At 60.8% G+C, this 19,085-nt stretch carries 13 protein-coding genes; 4 read left to right on the plus strand and 9 right to left on the minus strand.

What is annotated here, in order from left to right:
- Positions 1–171: 171 nt before the first annotated feature.
- Positions 172–1,797 (minus strand): serine hydrolase domain-containing protein, encoded by a 1,626-nt coding sequence (locus HNQ95_RS16860; RefSeq protein ID WP_182574741.1) that lies wholly within the window; start codon positions 1,795–1,797, stop codon positions 172–174.
- A 67-nt stretch (positions 1,798–1,864) separates the two neighbouring features.
- Complete coding sequence (locus HNQ95_RS16865) at positions 1,865–3,394, minus strand: ABC transporter substrate-binding protein (RefSeq protein ID WP_182574739.1); 1,530 nt, start codon at positions 3,392–3,394, stop codon at positions 1,865–1,867.
- A 508-nt stretch (positions 3,395–3,902) separates the two neighbouring features.
- Between HNQ95_RS16865 and HNQ95_RS16870 the strand changes: the two genes are divergently transcribed.
- The 3 genes from HNQ95_RS16870 (at position 3,903) to HNQ95_RS16880 (ending at position 8,497) form a co-directional block, all read left to right on the plus strand.
- On the plus strand, positions 3,903–4,967 hold the full coding sequence (locus HNQ95_RS16870; protein WP_182574737.1) for a helix-turn-helix domain-containing protein: 1,065 nt from the start codon (positions 3,903–3,905) through the stop codon (positions 4,965–4,967).
- A 244-nt stretch (positions 4,968–5,211) separates the two neighbouring features.
- Positions 5,212–6,120, plus strand: coding sequence for a hypothetical protein (locus tag HNQ95_RS16875; RefSeq protein ID WP_154384410.1), 909 nt, complete (start codon positions 5,212–5,214; stop codon positions 6,118–6,120).
- Positions 6,121–6,301: 181 nt separating this feature from the next.
- Positions 6,302–8,497 carry an esterase-like activity of phytase family protein gene (locus HNQ95_RS16880; protein ID WP_182574735.1) on the plus strand — a complete coding sequence of 732 codons (2,196 nt, stop codon included), beginning with the start codon at positions 6,302–6,304 and terminating at the stop codon, positions 8,495–8,497.
- Between the two features lie 91 nt (positions 8,498–8,588).
- Here HNQ95_RS16880 and HNQ95_RS16885 read toward each other — a convergent pair whose 3' ends face one another.
- The 6 genes from HNQ95_RS16885 to HNQ95_RS16910 all read right to left on the minus strand — a co-directional run bounded on the left by HNQ95_RS16885 (position 8,589) and on the right by HNQ95_RS16910 (position 15,284).
- The gene (locus HNQ95_RS16885) at positions 8,589–8,927 is read right to left on the minus strand and encodes a slr1659 superfamily regulator (protein ID WP_182574733.1); all 339 of its coding nucleotides are present in this window, start codon (positions 8,925–8,927) and stop codon (positions 8,589–8,591) included.
- An 18-nt stretch (positions 8,928–8,945) separates the two neighbouring features.
- Positions 8,946–9,503: a slr1658 superfamily regulator gene (locus HNQ95_RS16890; protein WP_182574732.1), complete on the minus strand. Its 558-nt coding sequence runs from the start codon at positions 9,501–9,503 to the stop codon at positions 8,946–8,948.
- Between the two features lie 4 nt (positions 9,504–9,507).
- Positions 9,508–11,865: a SpoIIE family protein phosphatase gene (locus tag HNQ95_RS16895; protein WP_376769261.1), complete on the minus strand. Its 2,358-nt coding sequence runs from the start codon at positions 11,863–11,865 to the stop codon at positions 9,508–9,510.
- A gap of 8 nt (positions 11,866–11,873) precedes the next feature.
- The gene (locus HNQ95_RS16900) at positions 11,874–13,064 is read right to left on the minus strand and encodes a class I SAM-dependent methyltransferase (RefSeq protein ID WP_182574728.1); all 1,191 of its coding nucleotides are present in this window, start codon (positions 13,062–13,064) and stop codon (positions 11,874–11,876) included.
- On the minus strand, positions 13,061–13,576 hold the full coding sequence (locus tag HNQ95_RS16905; protein ID WP_246340823.1) for a ubiquinone biosynthesis methyltransferase UbiE: 516 nt from the start codon (positions 13,574–13,576) through the stop codon (positions 13,061–13,063). Before HNQ95_RS16905 ends, HNQ95_RS16900 begins: the two co-directional genes overlap by 4 nt.
- Before the next feature lie 148 nt (positions 13,577–13,724).
- Complete coding sequence (locus HNQ95_RS16910) at positions 13,725–15,284, minus strand: putative bifunctional diguanylate cyclase/phosphodiesterase (protein ID WP_246340822.1); 1,560 nt, start codon at positions 15,282–15,284, stop codon at positions 13,725–13,727.
- A 453-nt stretch (positions 15,285–15,737) separates the two neighbouring features.
- Between HNQ95_RS16910 and HNQ95_RS16915 the strand changes: the two genes are divergently transcribed.
- Entirely contained in the window at positions 15,738–18,206 is a 2,469-nt protein-coding gene (locus tag HNQ95_RS16915) for a DNA translocase FtsK (RefSeq protein WP_182574724.1), read from the plus strand.
- 54 nt (positions 18,207–18,260) lie between these two features.
- On the opposite strand, the gene HNQ95_RS16920 is transcribed toward HNQ95_RS16915, so the two are convergent.
- On the minus strand, positions 18,261–18,809 hold the full coding sequence (locus HNQ95_RS16920) for an invasion associated locus B family protein (RefSeq protein WP_154384414.1): 549 nt from the start codon (positions 18,807–18,809) through the stop codon (positions 18,261–18,263).
- Positions 18,810–19,085 lie beyond the last annotated feature (276 nt).

The following is a 19,085-nucleotide window of genomic DNA, read 5'->3' on the forward strand; positions in this document are numbered from 1 at the left end:
GAAAATATGCTCGCTTGAAACCGCAGTAATAAACGATAGTATCGTGTCGCATTTCTAAGTTGACTGCTTTGTCTCATCTTTAAATTGCTGTGACATTGCTGTTGCCCGGGTGGTGGCCGCTGACGGACATTCGGCCACGCCGCCTGCCATTGCGAGGCGTCCGGCGCGTGTCTAGGGCAGCCTGGTGAGCACCACGTCACGACCGCGATCGCTGTTGAGCACGATCGCGTCGCTCCTGATGCGAACACTGTAGAGCCACGGCAGCACCCAGGGCGCGATATGCCATTGGTCGTGGATGTCGGTTTCGCTCGGGCGAGCGAGATACATGTCCGCATCGCATGCATCGAGCGAAAGCCGTGCCGTGCCAAAAGGCGATGTCACGCGCATGCTCCAGCGGCCGTCAACATTTCCGATGCTTGCGGTCAAACCGCTCTCTGTGCTGCTGTACGTGCCAGACGGGTCGCTCCCGGTTTGCCTTGATGCTTCCACCCGTCGATAGCGCCTTGAACGGCCGAACGTTTCGGTTCGTATGGATCCGTCCGCTTCCAACCAAAAGACAAATGCCGGCAGCGAACCACGGGCATGGAACTTACCCACTTCCGGTTCCTCCAGTGCCGAGACGCCCATGCTGCCGACGATTGCCGGCAGTCCGCCCGACTCCTCGAGACCAAAGACGCGGCCGCCATCGTCGGATCGCCAGAACCCGTAACGGGTCTCGAGGGATGCAATGCCTTCCGGCGAGAGCAGGCCGCCGGGGCTGCGGCCAAGCACGATGTCGAGCATGTCGCGCGCGAGCCCAAACGATGAAAAATCATCGTGATTGGACAAGACGATGATCGAGATGTCCTCCGACAGGTTGCGGAAAGATTCCGAACGCGAGCCGGCGATCCAGCCGCCATGGCCGACGAGCGGAGCGCCCTTGTGGCATGTGTTGACGAGGCCAAGTCCATAGGGCGACGCGACGCCGTTGATCGTTACATAGGGCTTTCCCATGCGCTCGATCATCTCGGCTGTGCCAACCTTTGGCTCCCGCAGGTTTTGCTGCCAGATGATCATGTCCGCCAGGGTCGACACCAGGCCGCCTTCCCCGCCGATCGCAATGCCCCAGGCAGATTTGAGCCATTGGCCCTGTGGCCCACGGCGGTGATGATCCGCCAGACGGGGACGGATTTCGTCATCTCTCACCATCAGTTGCGTGTCGGACATCCCGAGGGGACCGGTGATGTAGTGCTCAAGCGCCTCGTTGAAACTCTTGCCTGTTACCTTCTCGATCAGTTCGGACAGCAGGAGAAAGTTGGAATTGCTGTAGAGGAGGTCCGTCAGGGGCTCGAAATTGAGCCCCTGTTGCCGTGCGACGATCGCCTTTGCAGCCGACCTGGAGGACGGCGCGGTGATTGGAATACCGGCCATGATCATCGAATCCAGGATGTCGCGAATGCCGCTGGTGTTCGATGCCAGATGGCCAAGCGTCACCCGGCTGCCCCAATCGGGCAGCCATGGAAAGTGATCTCGTATGTCATCTTCGAGCGAAAGCTTACCCTCACTCTCCAGCATGAGGATCATCAGCACAGTGAACTGCTTGCTTTGGGACGCTATTCGCACCACCGAGCGGTCCGTCAGCGGCAGTCGATGGGCCAGGCTGGCAAGCCCCCTCGCCCGTTGATAGACAGGGCGGCCCTTGTGCAGAACAGCTACGGCGACGCCGGGGCCGTCGGGCGATGCTGCCTCGGAGATACATGCATCAAGCAATGCGGCTTCGGTTGATCCGAGCGATCCCGAACGCTGAGAAACAGACATTTGATGTTCCGCTAATATTCCGCGACAAGAAGCCTGTCCCCGTGAGGAACGGGGACAGGCTGGTCCCTCACTTCTCCAGCGACACGTTCCAGAACGAGGCCCAAGGAGACGGCCAGAAACCTTTCAATCCGGGCGCCTTGGCCGAAAGTGCGCTAAAATTTCCAACCTTGATTATTGGTGCTTGCTCCATGATCAGCGACTGCACGGTGCCAAAAGCAGCAACGCGCTTCGCCGGATCGGCGGTGCCTGTCAGCGCCGTCATCGCATCCGCAATTTCTGGCGTGCTCCACCAGCCGACCGCCGTTGGAGAAAAGATATTGATCAGCGCCGGCTCAGCCAAGAACGGGCTGTGCGTGATGAAGATGTCCCACAATTCAGGATTCAGGATGCGCTGGGTCAGTGTCGCCCAATCGACGACCTCCATTTTCACGTCGAAACCAGCGAGCTTCAGGTATTCTGCAGCGACCAGCGCCATCTTGTAATGAAACTCGTACTGGCGGCTGGTCAGGATCCGCAGGGGCGTCGGCGTCGTCAGCCCGGCGTCGGTGAGCAGCTTCTTTGCTGCATCGGCATCGCCGACATCATAGTTGCCCTCAACACCGACGTTGCTATGCCATTGGTATCCCTCCGGATACATTGCGCCCTCGACAGCAAAGAATTTCGGGTCGCCAAAGGCGGCAGCGAGCATATCGCTTTCGCTGAGGGCCGCCTGCACGGCCTTTCTCACCTTTACGTCAACAAGAACGCCTTGCTTGGCATTCATGCGCATCATCAGCCAACCGGAGTTCTGCAACAGAACCGCCTCTGACTTGCTGTCGGCGAGCCGGCCCATTTGTTCGACGGGCAGCGAGTCCGTATATGCAAATTGCCCCGCAATGGCCCCTTCGAGACGGGTGGAGGCGTCCGGTGCCGGAACGAACCTGATCTCGTCGAGATAAGCGATCCTCGCACCAGCATAACCGGAGCCTTCCTCGGCGCGCGGCTTGTATTTGTCAAAGCGCGTCAGCTGGATGTATTGATCCGGCTTGCGCTCCTTGAGCTGATAGGGGCCGGTGCCGATGACCTCGACCATCGGGTCTGCCTGCTTTTCGCTGGGCAGCATGATCGCGGCGGAATTGTTGAATGCAAGCAGAGCCGGCAGTGCTGAATAGGGCTTGGTCAGGGTGATACGAATTGTCGACTGATCGACAGCCTCGATCTGCTTGACGGTCGGAGCGATCTGCTTACCCCGGCCTGCGAGCTTCATCCAGCGGTCCAGGGAAGCGACGACGTCTGCGGCGTCGAACTGGGTGTCGTCGTGGAAGACGACGTCCTGGCGCAGCTTGATGGTGTACACGGTCCCATCGTCGTTCACCTCGGGCATGCTCTCCGCCAGCAGCGGCGCGACATTCCAGTTCTTGTCGAAGGTAAAGAGCGTCTCGAAGATGTGCTGGCTGATCATGCCGACGAGATCTGTCGACGTAATCATCGCGTCGAGCGTTGGTGGCTCTCCAACCGTTGCGACATTGATGATGCCACCTTTGGTCGGCTCCGCATAAGCCGCAGATGCAGTTGAAAGCGCGGCCAACGCAGAAACAAGAGCCAGTCTCATCGTCATAATGCCAGTCCTCCCAGACTTCCAGTTTAATGGAATATGTTCCATATTTTAGAGGCTAGGCTTTTGTCGGTTCTTGTCAAACCATTTCTGCCGATCCAGTGGCATTGACGCTTGGGCCAATGCACGTCGATCCCTCTTCGCCGAGCTACTTCGGGGCGCGAAGGTTTGCCCGGTTAGGATCGGCCCTGATGGCATGGAACCGCGTGCCCACGCCCACACGGCCGTGAAGCTTGGCGTTGCGCTTCAGTTGTGGAGCGGCGCCGCGTCAGCGGTCCCTGATCTGGTGGAGCTGATGCCTGGACCGCGGCTGGATCTCGATATCGCCAGGCGACATGGCCTGCGTCTGGTCTTGCTGCCATGGCCGAACCTGCCGAGATATATTGTATATATATACTTAAATTTATGTGCATCTTAAAAGCAACTTCATGAATAGAGGATAGTTTGATAATTGATCACCTCCGTAGGTCGCATGGGGTGCGATGTGGTCTTGTCAAGTATATTTCCCGAGATGCAACAGACCGGTACGAATGGCTCAAAAGTACAGACTCTCAATTATTCAGTCTCAGGTGATACGGACTCTGATAGCTTTAAATCTTGGCAACAGCTTCTGGCGTCGCTGTTCAGGGTGACGCGGCCGTTTCATCGGCGAGAGCATGGTTTTTTCGCCTCGCTGACCGTTTACCACCTAGGCTTGGCGCTGGTTCTGCACGGAAAGAGCGATGCCGTGCGTTACTCGCGATCCGATGCCTGGACCCTGCGCGATGACTTGGATCACCTTTTCATCCATGTCTGTAGCCAGGGCGGCGGCCATCTCAGGCGCGCCGGCGAGAGCAGGCGACTGAACCATCTCGACGTCGGGATCGTCGACCTGGCAAGCCCGCTCGATTTCGTCGCCTATGCCAGCGAAAGCGTAAGCCTTGTGTTGCCGCGATCGCTCCTGTCGCCGACCACCGGCGAACTGGACAGGCAGCATGGCCGCATTCTGTTGCGGGATACCCCGGTTGGCGGTCTGCTTGGGCAGCACATCGTGACCTTGTGCCAGACGGCGCCACGGCTATGGCTCCACGAGGCGGTGGCGCTCGCTCGGGTGACGGCGAACCTGGCCGACACATGCCTGGGCATCGGCGCCGTCTCGTATCCGGCGCCCACGACGACGTCTCACGGCGGTCTCATGCGGTCCATCCGAGGTTACATCGAAGCGCGGCTGCATCAGCCGGACCTGGCGCCCGAAGAAGTGGCCTCAGCGTTCCTCATTTCGCGAAGCCAACTCTATCGGTTGTTCGAGACATCTGGCGGCGTCAGGCACTACATCAGCCGCCGCCGCCTTCGCCGCGCGCTGCTCGACATCTGCAGCCCGGCCCTTCGCCATAGGCGTATCGGCGACATCGCCTACGATCTCGGCTTCAGGAATGAGGCTCATTTCAGCCGGATCTTCCACGACGCCTTCGGCAGTTCGCCCCGTGCTGCACGCGCTGCCAGCAAGCGCGGCGATGCTGAATGGCTCGCGGTCGCCTCTCCCGCACCGGGCGGTAATCAGCTGGAGCATTGGCTCAAAGAGTTGATGGCTGGGTGACCTACCCACAGGCGCCTCGCGGTGGAGAGCCAGCAGAGCTTGCTGGGACAGACAGACATGTTTTTGGGACGCCAGCCGGAGGACGGGCCTCCGAAATTGCGACAGATTATATTTAGCGGCGTGGCGGAAGGTTACTTAAAATAATACGAAATATTCTTGGAGTTCCAAGAGTTTCGTGGGAGCGCGCTTCGCGACGATTTCTGTTGTGTCTGATTTTTGTCAACCATAGTTCCAGGAGGCCAAAATGGCGAAGCTACACATCTACAAGAAGGTCGGGAATACATGGACGAAGATCGCCAATGGTGACGGCACCGTCAGCACCGACGAGCCGTTCACGGTTACCTTGTCGTCAGGGTCCGTCACCAGCGGAAACACCTACGACATCAGGCAAGGCCAGTCGGTGACCGGCGACCTGTGCAATTGCACTGCGGTCAACGGCAAGAACGCGACCTTCAGCGCGGCGGCGGCCGACGAGGTGGAGACCTACGAACGGGATGTCGCACGGCAGAGCCTGGCGAGCTTCTACGCGGCCCTGGACGCGGTGTCCAAGGCAGTGACAATCCTTGTCGATCTCGATGACCTGGCCACGCTCAAGACCAACAACTACGCCATGTGCTTTGCCAAGAAGGTCGCCTCCGGCAGCGACGGCGGCAGCTACAACGTCGTCTGGCAGTCGCTGACCAAATATGTCTACAGCACTGCCTTCTCGTGGACGCCTCAATTCTCGCTGTTCGGCACCAATGTCTTCGCCGACACGGTGACGGTCACGGCGACAACCAACCAGCGGGCGCTCGGCCTCGGCCAGCAGTGCCTGCTCGACGCGAACGGTATCCTGCAGCCGCCGGCGACCGGCGGTCCAGTCACCGGTGTCTCCATGCAGAACCAGTTCGGCCTGATCCACCCGGCGCTGAGCCAGATCTCGACGCTGAACGGTGTCCAGCAGACGACGCCGCTCTACGTGGCGCCCAGCGGCATGGTTCAGGGCTCGGTGACGCTGACCCCGATCGACACCGTGATGGTGTGGTTCCAGCAGGACATCGCCACCTCGACGATGTTCAGTTCGGCTCGCTCCATGTCCACCGAGATCGACCTCACCTCGACCAACACCGCCACCCGCCTCTACAAGGGCGGCCAGTGGTCGACCCCATCCTGACCTGCAAAGACTCCCGGGCGGTGCTCGTCGCCCGGGAGGTCTTTCGCGGCAACGCAATACCCCCTCACCATCGTTCGGCGCTCGTCGCACCTGTCATGAAACCATCATGCTGTTGTCATCGCGCTGAAATCTCATTGCCCCAAACGAGGACCGCAATTCCGTTCAGGCAAAGAGGTTTCCCATGTCACGCAAGCTCCTGCTTTTGACGTCCGCGCTGGCGGCGTCCGCAGCCTTCCCCGCTTATGCCGACCAGGCGTTCAACCGGATCGCCACCTTCCCGGTCGCAACCAATCTGCCGGCTGGCGTCGACGCCGCGACCCTGACCTCGTCGGAGATCATCGCCGCGACCGAAGACGGCATGACGCTGGTCTATTCCGACAGCCCGCTCGGCGCCGTCGGCTTCATCGACATCACCGACGCCAAGGCGCCGAAGGCTGCCGGTATCGTCAAGATCGAAGGCGAGCCGACTTCCGTCACGGTCCTGGGCGGCAAGATCTTCGCCGGCGTCAACACATCGAAGACCAAGCAGGAGCCTTCGGGCAACCTGACCATTATCGACCTCGCCTCCAAGGCAATCGACGCCTCCTGCGATCTCGGCGGCCAGCCGGACTCGGTGGCGCTGAGCAAGGACGGCAAGTTCCTCGCCATTGCGATCGAAAACGAGCGCGACGAAGAGCTGAACGAAGGTGCGCTGCCGCAGCTGCCGGCCGGCAATCTGAAGATCGTCTCGTTGAAGGACGGTACAGCCGACTGTGCGTCGATCAGGACGGTCGACCTGACCGGTATCGCAGCGGTTGCGCCGGAAGACCCGGAGCCGGAATTCGTCGCCTTCAACGAAGCTGGAGAGATCGCCGTCACGCTGCAGGAAAACAACCACATCGCCATCGTGGATGCAGCCTCGGGCAAGGTCGTCTCGCATTTTTCGGCAGGCGAAGTGACGCTCGAAAACGTCGATACCAAGAAGGATGGGGCGCTCAGCTTCACCGGCAAGGTCGAGAACGCTGTGCGCGAACCCGATGCGGTGAAGTGGCTCGACAATGATCGTCTCGTCGTTGCCAATGAAGGCGACTACAAGGGCGGTGCGCGCGGCTTCACCATCTTCTCCAAATCAGGCGAAGTGCTCTACGAGTCCGGTCCATCCTTCGAATACCAGGCCGCCGCTGCCGGTCACTATCCCGATGCCCGCAACAAGAAGGGCATTGAGCCGGAAGGCCTGGAGTTCGCCCAGTTCGGCGATGAGAAATACATCTTCGTAGCCGCCGAGCGGGCGTCGCTGATCGGCGTCTACAGAGACACCGGCAAGGAGCCGGAATTCGTCCAGTTGCTGCCCTCGGGCATCGGCCCCGAGGGCCTCGTCGCCATCCCGCAGCGCAACCTGCTGGTCACTGCCAACGAGACGGATCTCGGCGAGGACGGCCTCGCACGTTCGCATGTCATGGTCTATGAACTCGGCGAAGGTGCAGCCAACTATCCGCAGATCGTGGCAGCTCCCAACGAAGACGGCACGCCGCTCGGCTGGGGCGCACTTTCGGGTCTCGCCGCCGACCCCAAGGAAGCCGGCAAGCTTTATGCGGTGTCGGATTCGGTCTACCGCTCGGCGCCGGCGATCTTCACCGTCGACACCACCAAGACCCCTGCCCTGATCACCGCAAAGACCGTCGTCACGCGTGACGGCAAACCGGCGCAGAAGCTTGATCTCGAAGGCCTGGCACCGGATGGCAAGGGCGGCTTCTGGCTCGCCTCCGAAGGCCGTACCGACAAGCTGACCCCGCACGCCATCTTCAACGTCAACGCCAAGGGTGAGATCAAGGAAGAGATAGCGTTCCCGGCCGAACTGCTGGCGCACGAGACCCGCTTCGGCCTCGAAGGCATCACCACGCTTGGCGAAGGCGACGACCTGACCCTGGTCATGGCGATCCAGCGTGAATGGGCAGACGACCCCAAGGGTCAGGTCAAGCTCCTGGCCTACAAGCCCAAGGACAAGGAATGGTCGGCGGTCCGCTATCCCCTCGACAAGACCGAGAAGGGCTGGGTCGGCCTGTCGGAAATCACCGCCCATGACGGCAAGCTGTTCATCGTCGAACGCGACAATCTGATCAGCCAGGAGGCCGTCAACAAGCGTCTCTATTCGGTCGCGCTCGATGGCTTCAAGCCGGCCAAGCTCGGCGGTGAGCTGCCGGTGGTGGCGAAGACGCTGGTACGCGACCTGGTGCCGGATCTCAAGGCCGCGACCAACGGCTACGTCGTCGACAAGGTCGAAGGTTTTGCCATCGATACGTCGGGTGAGGCCTTTGTCGTCACCGACAATGACGGCGTCGACGACTCTTCGGGCGAAACCCTGTTCATTCGTCTGGGCAATATCGCAGCGGTCAACTGATCGGATGACGTCAGTCGAAACGAAAAAGCCGCGGCATCGATGCCGCGGCTTTTTCTGCTGTCCGGCGTTGCGGAGGCTGGATGGTGTTCGTTCAATCGATCTGCAGGACCAGCGCCGGATGCAGCTTCTTCAGGTTCGGCAGCGACTTCGACTGCCATGGGATCTCGGAGCTGCCGCGCACGACGAGTTGCACATCTGGGTGTTTGCGCACCTCGATGGTGAACTTGGCCAAAAGGTTGATGCCGGATGAGTTGAGAAATTCGAGGTCGGTCAAGTTGAGCGTCATCGTCTCAGGCTTTTCAGCCAGAATGGCGGTCATGACAGCCAGCACCGGCGCATAGGCTTCGGAGCCGGCAAGCCGCATGGAGCCGTCGAAATAGACATCGCTGTTTTCGGTCCAGACGCGATAGTCATCGGTTCTTACTTCCATGTGCGCCTTCATTCTTTCCTAGTGAGCCTGCGAGATCGGGATCGTGGCATAGGTCTCGACGTGCACTCGGTTGCTGGACTCAACCGGGCTGAATATCCATGCCAGTCTGGCGCCATAGTCGCTCATCAGCGTCAGCAATACAAGCCCCGAGCCGGTAGCATCGGGATCAGCTGCATTCGCCTCGATCTGCTGGATCAAAAGGTCTCCCGGATCTCCTATGGTAATCTGGGAGAGAAGCTTCTGAAACGTTATCGCGGTCTTGTCTGCCACGACGTTGGAAACCTTCACCTTGAAATTGTTTGAGTCCATCGATGCTTCGACGATGATCTCGCCCGGCTCGCGAAACTTCACGGCATTCTCGATCAGCTCGTTGACGAGGTATCCAATGCTGTGGCGCACTTCCTTGTAGTCGTTTCGCGACGCGTGGAAGGGCAGCGCGAAAAGATCAGCGATGAAGTCCGAAGTCGTTGCGCAGTGGTGCCATTTCAGGTCCAGCGGCCCGTCAAACAACCTGACGCGGCTGATGTTGTCCCGCATGCCCATCGCAATGTCGGCCGGTCCATACATAGTTGTCATGTGCTCACCTGTGCCTCATGACGACGAGTGTAATGTCGTCGTGTATCTTCCGTGTGCCGATATACGCCATCAGGTCGTCGACAATTCCGCTCTTGATCTCTTCCGCGCTGCTACCGTAGCGTGATCGTGCACTTTCGCTGAGCCGGTCGAGGCCGAACAGTTTGCCGCCCGTTCCTTCAGCCTCGGTCACGCCGTCGGTGTGAAGAATGATGACGTCGCCGCTGCTGAACGGGATGTTGCGAGTGGCGACAAACGGCGAGATGTCCCGTTCGAGGCCGACCGGCAAGCCGAGGTCGAGCGTGTCGATCCGTTCGACCTTGCCGCCGTCGCGGACGACAAGCACCTCTTCATGCTGACCCGACAGAACCAGGCGCTCGTCTTCATAGTCGAGGAAGGCCAGTGACAGGTGCTTGTCGGAGTTGGTGCGCTCCAGGTTCTTGAAGATGGCGCGGTTCAAGCGGTCGAGGAACTGGCGGGGATTGTCCTCGCCGGTCTCCTGCAGCGCACGTGCCACCGACTGCACCATCAGCATCAGCACGCCGCTCTCGAGGCCGTGTCCAGTGACGTCGCCAATGCCGATCTTCAGGCGGTGTCCATCCTGTAGGACGTCGTAATAGTCGCCGCCCACCTCGTCTGCCGGCCGCATGTAGGCCGCGATCTCGATGCCCGGGATCAGCGCCAGTTCGCGTGGCTTGGGCAGCACCATCATCTGGATCTGGCGCGCGACGTCGAGTTCGGCGCCGAGCCGCACATTTTCGCTGCGCAGCTTTTCGTTGAGCGTCGAGATTTCGACGTTGGCGTCTTCGAGATCCCTGGTGCGCGCGTCAACCAGCTGCTCGAGGTTCTCTGTGTGGAAGCTGATCTGCTCGGCCATGCGGTTGAAGGCCACACCGACCTCGCCCACCTCATCCTTCGACGGGATGTTGACGCGGACGGAATAGTCCTTTGCCTGCAGCCTCCTGGCGCCAGCGGCAAGCGCGCTGAGGCCTGCCGTGATGCGCTTGGACAAGCCAAACACTGCGGCAAACACGATCATCAGTGAAACGATGATGGCCAGGAGCTGATAAAGCAGGATCCGGTTCGTCGCCTTCGAAATGCTGTCCTGCGCTGCAAACAGCGCAGCATAGATCTCGCGCTCGGGCACGACGATGCCGACCGACATCGCCTGTTTTTCGATAGGCCCGGTGGTCCATAGGTTTGTCGGCTTCAGCCCCTTCAGGACAACGATGTAAGGGACGTCCTCCCCGTCCTTCTGCAAGAGGACATGCTGAATCGCACCGTCATTGCTGCTGTCGAGGTCGAGGGTTGCGATCGCTGGTTGGGTGCTGGCACGCAGAGAGCGCTCGAGGCCGGTAACCCCGTCCGTGCCCTTTTCATTTGAGGAAACCAGCCCGATCGTCGCTTCGCTCTTCGCGTTGATGGCGACCACATTGCCGTTCGGCATCGTGAGGAAGCCGAAACCCGTTTCGGCGATCTTGACGTTCTCGACGATCTCGGCGAGCTGGTCGAGGGTGATATCGGCGCCGGCGGCACCTGCAACGCCCGTGCGGTCGCGCGTCCACAGCGGATGGAAAAAGCTGACGATCAGCTTGCCGGTGATCGCGTCGGTATAGGGCGCGGTCTGGGTGATGTCGTTGTCAGGGATGAAACGCGACGCCGGATCGAGCGCCCATTTCTGCCACGAGCCATAGATGCCGGGGAAAAAGAACTCCCAGAATTCCGAGTTGTTGTGGCCGGGATAGAGGCGATCGAAGGTCTGCGCCTGGTCCGTATAAGGCGCCGTCCTGAAGATCGGGCGCTCCTTCGGGCCAATGTAATACATCTGCAGCTTTGACGAACCGCTGGTCAGCAGGCTCGGCGCGACGAGGTCGAGCACCGCGCTGTTTTCAATCTCATCCTGGACCGCCGGCAGCGGCTTGTGGTCGGGGCCAAGCAGGTAACCCCAGACGCTGACAACGGAAGGTGCGCCGGGCAGGTTCTGCGCCCACTGTCCCTTGGTGTCATAGACCACATTCACCGAGGCTGCGGCCTGGTTTGCCAGCGTGGCGCCGACCTGCTTCTGCCGGTCAGGGTCATCGATCTGCCCTTGCATGACGCCGGCAAGCGTCTTGACGTCAGCATGGACCCGGTCGAGCAACAGGTCGACCCGCGACGCCGTCGACTCGGCATAGGAGCGGATATACTCCTGGTTTGCCGTCGTCAGGCCGGCGCCGACCTCGGAGGTCGCGTCCTGGGACAGCCGCTGCACGTTCCATAGCGCCAGGCCGCCGCTCATCAGTAGGTCGAACAGCACTGCTCCGCCCACCACCAGGACGAACTTCGCGCGGAAGGAATGCAGTCCGAAACGAGGGGTGTCCTGCATGTCCGTGCTCATAGTGGCTTCTGCCCTGAGGCAGCCCAGATTGGCCAACCGGCATACCCCTTCGGGTGGAGGGCGGCCGAGATGTGGTCCTTGAACCCTTGCCTGAACTGCTTGATGAACTCGCTGGAATCGCCGCGCTTGACGGCCATGTCGCCGGCATAGACGTCTTCCCATGCCGCGATCATGTCGGCAAAGTCCTTCGGATCGCCGTCGAGATTGGTGACCATGAACTGTTCGACGCGGATGTCGTCGAAGCCAGCATCCGCCAGATAGCGCCGGCTCTTGGGCCCGAGCTCGACGTCCATGTCGAAATGTTCGAACAGTTTGGCTACCTCGTTGTAGGTCCAGCGGATGCTTTCGCCGCGTGGTTCGCCCAGGCAGTGCGAGTTCTTCTCGTTGGTGATGTAGACCCGGCCACCCGGCTTGCAGATCCGGAACAGCTCCTTGAGGATTTGCGCAGGACGATTGAAGATCTGCAGCGAGTGCCGGCAGGTGACGAGATCGAACTGGTCGTCATCGAGCAGCATCTCGGAGGCATCGCCATAGGTGTATTCGATGCCGGTGATGTCGAACTCGCTGGCGACGTTGCGGGCGTAGGCCAGGCTCGACTTGGAGTGATCGAGGGCGACGATCCGCGACGGCTCGAACTCCTTCTGCACGAGCACCGCGAAATCACCGATGCCGCAGCAGATGTCGGCCATGACGATGCCCGGCCGCATGCCGTGACGCGGCAAGATAGAGCGTTCGTGACGCCAGGTCATCTTGGTCTGGGTCCGCAGGATGGGAATGAACCCACCCTCTTCTAGGAAGCTCTGGCCGGGGTAGAACTCGCTGTCATATTCCTCGACGGTGATACCCGGCTCGATCTTGCTGAGACGGCCGAATTTGCGCGTCGTCCAGCCGACGACGCTGGAGGTAATGACGACAAATCTCAGGTCCGGCCTGACCCGGCAGGCGTCGATGATGACGCGTGAAAAGGCATGGAACGCAGTGTTGTTCATCTGCGCGAGGCGTCTGACGTTGATGTAAAGCACGCCGCGGACGCTTTCGATGGATTCTTTCAGCAGGCCCAGGCTGGGCGCCAGCTCGTCAATCGTTTGCGGGCGTACCGACCCGGCAAGCGAGAATTCCTGGTTGTTCAGGTCGAAATGCGCCTTGAAGCGCCCTGAAATACTGGAAGGGGCAGGGTGCGCAGTCAATTTGCCAGGCCCCCGAGCGGGAGGTCGACAACGATCGTGACCGTATCGGCATCAACCTCTTCAAGCCGAAGCGTGGCGTTGTAGTTGACGGTCAGTTCGAGAAGCATCATGTCGCGGCTAGGCGCGACATCGCCTGAAAGCGAACTCAGGTAACGCGCCTGCCGGTCGGCACCCTGGACCCGCGCAATGGCATCCTCCAGGAAGGTGTGCTCTTCCCGGCTGCAGGCAAACGTCAACTCGATTCGGTCAGTCTCGCCCAAGCGAGACAGCCTGCACTCGAGTGCTCCCCCAGAATGACGCGTCCTGAAAGTGACCTCCAGCAATTCATTCAGTGCGGACGAAAAGAGATTGGAGAAAAGAACGGAGTCTGGTCTGTTATGGCTGATAGTACGCGCAAGGTAACTCGAAATGTAGTCGCAATGCGCCCAATTCGAAAGGAAAGATACGATCTCCATGTCGACCTGGATCATCGTGCGAAAACTTGGTTCCGCATTCGCATCTTTCGTAGGCATGTCACCCTCTTACCGTTCTGGCCGTGCAACAGGGTTGCTCGGCTTATCTGCGGTGTCCGGCCCGAAGTCGGTGCGCCGTCACACTATGCGTATGTATGGCCTTCTTCGCTTGCCCCGTCGAGGCAAGCTTGCAGGGTGTTGCCTGTCGTCATGATCGGTCTTGTTCTTGCGGCGCCTTCTGTTCCGCCGGCGGGCGGTCCGCAAACTCACCCGTCGCGTCCGCCCCCATCGGCCGCCCCAGGAAGTTGCCCTGCAAGCAATCGCAGCCCTCTTCGATCAGCCAGTTTGCCTGGCCGGCCGTTTCGACCCCTTCCGCGGTGACGCTGATACCCAGGCCGTGTGCCAGGCTCATGACGGACCGGACGATGGCCTGGCTCTTGCGGTCGGCTACCAGGTCCTTGATGAAATACTGGTCGATCTTCAGCGTGTCGAACGGGAAATTCTTGAGATAGCTCAGCGACGAGTAGTGCGTGCCGAAGTCGTCGAGCGAAATCCGGATCCCCAGGACGTTCAACGTGTTCAGCGTGTCGAGGTTGTCGACTGTCTGCTCCAGCAGCACCGTTTCGGTGATTTCGAGCTCGATGCGGTCGGCGCGGATGCCGACCTTGTCGATGATGTGCGCCACGGTGTCGGTGAGCGAGCCACTCAGGAACTGCGCCGGCGACAGGTTGACCGCGACGTTCATGGACGATGGCCAGGTCATCGCCTGGCGGCAGGCCTCCTCGAGCACCCAACGGCCGATGTCGTCCATCAGGCCATCGGCCTCGGCGATCGGAATGAAGACGTTGGGCGGGATGAGGCCAACCTCGGGATGGTGCCATCGCAGCAGCGCCTCGAACCCGACTACCGTCGATGGCGGGCGGATGAGTGGCTGATATTCGAGATAGAGTTCCTGCCGTTCCAGGGCCATACGCAGGCTTCGCCTAAGGTTCTCCCGTTGCTCCAGAAGCAGCATCATCGAGCGATTGAAGGTGCGGGCGCAGCCACGGCCGTCGCGCTTGGCGGCGTAGAGGGCGATGTCGGCCGCCTTCATGAGCTCCTCGCTCTCCGCGCCGTGCTGCGGGCCGAAGGCGATACCGACACTCGCGCCGACAAACAGCGGGATGTCGTTGATGACGAAGGGCGCCTTGAAGGAATCGACGATCGCCTGAGCCAGCCGTTCGGCCGCCATGGGCTGCTGCTTGTTGGCCTGGATCACCGCGAACTCGTCGCCGGCATATCTGTAGGCCGCATCGCCGTCCTGGAGCGCGCCGCGGATTCGATTTGCCGCCAGCTGCAGCAAGGTGTCGCCAGTGCCATGGCCAAGCGTGTCGTTGACCGACTTGAAGTCGTCGAGATCAATCTGCAGCAGCGCCGACTTGTCCCGGAAATCGCCGCTTTCCGCCAGAACCTCGTCCAGGCGCTCGCTGAAGCGGCGGCGGTTCTGCAATCCGGTCAGCGCATCATGTGTCGCCTGATGCTGCAGAAGTTTGACGCGATCGGCTTCCTCGGTGGCAGCGCGGCCGTCATGACCGGTTTCCGCTGTCTCGATGATGCCGACGCCGTCGGCCATTCCGAAACAGAAAACCACTCCCGCCGGCTGGCCCGACAGCGCCTTGAGCTTGATTCGCGTCGACGAGCCATCGCGCGCGGCGAGCTGCATTGCCGCGCGAAGCTCGTTTTCGCCAAAGTTCGGATAGATCTCCCACGCCACCGCGCCCGGGGTCATGGCGTTTCCGCGAATGCTTTTCAGTCGGGCCGAGCAGTCGGTCAGCCGGAATTCGTGGTCATAAAACGATACGAGATCGGTGGTGTTGGCGAGGAAACCTGAAAGGCGGGCATCAAGGGCCGTTGATAGGTTCGAGGACGCAGGCCCTCCGCCTCTCTTGCTCCCAGACTTTGGATACGCAAACCAATTCCAAAAGCGGTACAAGTCTGCATCTCCTTACCGCATGACGTAAAGTTAGCACAGCGGAACAAAGGCTTGCAAACACTCGGCGTGCGAACTCCACAACCATCCATTGGTGTCAGTGATTGCCGTACACTCATCTAACAATCACAGCATGGCGCGATGCGGTGGTCGCGAATTGCCGCTTCCAGATCACAAAGCAGGAAGCTGGAAGGAACTGTTAACCACTGGCTTCCTATTGCTCGGGGGACGTTTCATCAGCGAGTCTTGAGCATGGGAAGCACGCGTTTGCCTCGAGTGAATTTTTCGAACCAAGTCTCGCACAATGACGGCCAGAATCGCCCGGAAAGCAAGGCAGACGGAACGCATGTGGCTTCGCCGGCCGATGGCCCCGGCTGGCAGGACTATTTCTTCCTCGCGCCCAATGTGCGCTTTACCCGCACTCCGGATTACGATGCCGCCAAGCGCCAGGCATATGAAGCGGCGGAGGCCGCCCACAATGAAGCCCAGGCGAACGCCGCCGGCCTGCAGCCGCTGACGGCCGAGCGCGCGACAGCTGTCGCACCTGTCGCAGTTCCGGCAAGACCGGCGACCGTGACGACGGGGGCCCAGGTCATCGAGGCCTTGCAGGCGCAAATCGCAAGCAGGATTGCCGCGCCGGTTCCACAGGCGCCCTCGCCCGTACGACAGCCCGTTGCAGCAGTGAACTCCGCCAACCCGCCAGTGCAAGCCGCAGCCAAGCTGGCCGGCGCCGGTGAATATGCGGCGGCCCAGCCCAAGAAGGCTCGGTGGTCCTATCTTTCCGATCACGCATTTTTCGAGCTGATGGCGCCGAGCACATCGGACGGTCCGTCACCGGTAGCCGCGGTTGCTACCGCCCGCCCCGCGCCGGTGCCGGTGCGAGTTGCGCCGGTACCTGTTGTCGCCAGGCAGGCCGAGATTGCCGCAGCCGAAATCACGGCGCTGTTCAGGGTCATCGAGTGCATTCCGACCCAACAGGTCAACACAGCGCCTGCAGCACCTGCCAACTCCAATGAGGTGAAGATCGAAGCTCCCACGATTGCCGAACGCGCTGAGCCCGCGTCGGTCGTCGCTGCCACGCCAGAACCAGTCACCATCGCCGAGCCGACGGCTCCCCTTCGCGCGGTGTCGCCATTGCCTCTGATGGGCAAGATCGTGCCGGCGACCACCGGCGATACCTACGAATTGCCCTCAGAGGAGTTGTTGCAGCTGCCGCCGGCAGGCCAGGGCTTCTACATGTCGCAGGAGCGGCTGGAGCAGAACGCCGACCTGCTGGAAAGCGTTCTCGAGGACTTTGGCGTGCGTGGCGAGATTATCCATGTTCGCCCGGGCCCTGTTGTGACGCTCTATGAATTCGAGCCGGCGCCGGGCGTGAAATCGTCGCGCGTGATCGGCCTTGCCGACGACATCGCTCGCTCGATGAGCGCGATCTCCGCGCGTGTCGCGGTCATCCCCGGCCGCAACGTCATCGGCATCGAACTGCCCAATGAGACACGCGAGACGGTCTATTTCCGCGAGCTGATCGAATCGGACGGCTTCCGCAACACCGCCTGCAAGCTGGCGCTTTGCCTCGGCAAGACGATCGGCGGCGAGCCGGTCATCGCCGAACTCGCCAAGATGCCCCATCTGCTCGTCGCAGGCACCACCGGCTCGGGCAAGTCTGTCGCCATCAACACCATGATCCTGTCGCTGCTCTATCGGCTGAAGCCGGAAGAGTGCCGCCTGATCATGGTCGACCCGAAGATGCTGGAGCTCTCCATCTATGACGGCATCCCGCATCTGCTGACGCCTGTCGTCACCGATCCGAAGAAGGCGGTCACGGCACTCAAATGGGCAGTGCGCGAGATGGAGGATCGCTACCGCAAGATGGCGCGGCTCGGCGTGCGTAACATCGACGGCTACAACGAGCGTGCCGCGATCGCCCGCGACAAGGGCGAAACGGTGGTGATGCAGGTGCAGACCGGCTTCGAGAAGGGCACCGGCGTGCCGCTGTTCGAGGAGCAGGAAATCGACCTTGCCCCGATGCCCTATATCGTCGTCATCGTCGACGAGATGGCCGACCTGATGATGGTCGCCGGCAAGGAGATCGAAGGTGCGATCCAGCGCCTGGCGCAGATGGCACGTGCCGCCGGCATACATCTGATCATGGCAACCCAGCGACCCTCGGTCGACGTCATCACCGGCACCATCAAGGCCAACTTCCCGACCCGCATCTCGTTCCAGGTGACGTCCAAGATCGACAGCCGCACCATCCTTGGTGAGCAAGGCGCCGAACAACTGCTCGGCCAGGGGGATATGTTGCACATGGCCGGAGGCGGCCGCATCGCCCGCGTCCACGGCCCGTTCGTCTCGGACGCCGAGGTCGAGCATGTCGTCAATCACCTCAAGGCACAGGGACGTCCCGAGTATCTCGAGACCGTCACCGCCGACGAGGAGGACGAGGTGCCGGACGTCGATGACAGCCCGATCTTCGACAAGGGCTCGGTCGCTGCCGAGGACGGCGATGCAATGTATGACGAGGCGGTGAAGGTGGTGCAGCGCGACAAGAAGTGCTCGACTTCCTATATCCAGCGCCGCCTCGGCATCGGCTACAACCGTGCTGCATCTTTGGTCGAGCGCATGGAAAAGGAAGGCCTCGTCGGCGCGCCGAACCATGTCGGCAAGCGCGAGATCATGGCCGGTCGCCGTGACCACGCGCAGACGAATGACGATCAGGAGTGATCGCAGGCCTGGTTGAAAGACAGGGCGGGGTGAACCGCCCCGTCCTTGCTCGCGCTACTTGATGGCCTGCAGCTTTTCGATCGCGGCGGTGAAGCCCGCCAGCGACACCGGGATCGCCACCGCCTTGCGCGTGACCGATTCCATGCCAACGTTCAGATTGGTGCCTGCCTTCATTGCCGTGATCAATTCCGGCGTCAGCGGTGCCGCGGCATAGGCGCCGTTCTGGTCGCTCGTCTGAATCGCGACGGTCACCTTCTCACCCTGGTCGATCTGGTAGGACGCGCCGGAGGGCAGGAACAGGCCGTGCGGCAGCGCAAGCAGCATGGCCAGGCCGCCTTTGTCGTTTTCCTTGCGAATAGTGACCGTCAACACGCGTTGACCTGTCTTCGACTCGGTCAGGTTCTGCGACACCTGGCATTGTAGTTCGTTGATCGTCGCACCGCTGGCGCAGTTGACCGCCCAGGGGTTGGCGTCGGCCGGCTTGGCTTCGACTGGCTTGGCTTCCTGCGCAAACGCGCTGCCGGCAAACAACAGTCCGATTGCGGCGGCCATCATGTTGATGATGCGACCTGGCTTTGTTGTTCGCGTGAACGTGGAGCGCATATTGCTTGCCTTTTCTGGGAAATCGACTTGGTGAACTGCGCGAAACTTATGCGCAAACAATCATATTAGGTGTTGCTTGACGGCAACATCTTTGTTTTTTGTGTGTGTACACGCGTTGGTAGCAAAGACTCCTCTTGCAAGTGCCGGGCATTGGCAGATCAATCGCAGCAACCAAGAACGCCCCCCTTGGATGGATGATCTATGCATTCGCGTTTGTTCCTGCCCGGAAACGCAAGACAAGCAGTGTCTAATGTACCGCCCGCGACCGCGACGCAA

It is taken from the genome of Aminobacter ciceronei (genome assembly GCF_014138625.1).
Lineage (GTDB): Bacteria > Pseudomonadota > Alphaproteobacteria > Rhizobiales > Rhizobiaceae > Aminobacter > Aminobacter ciceronei.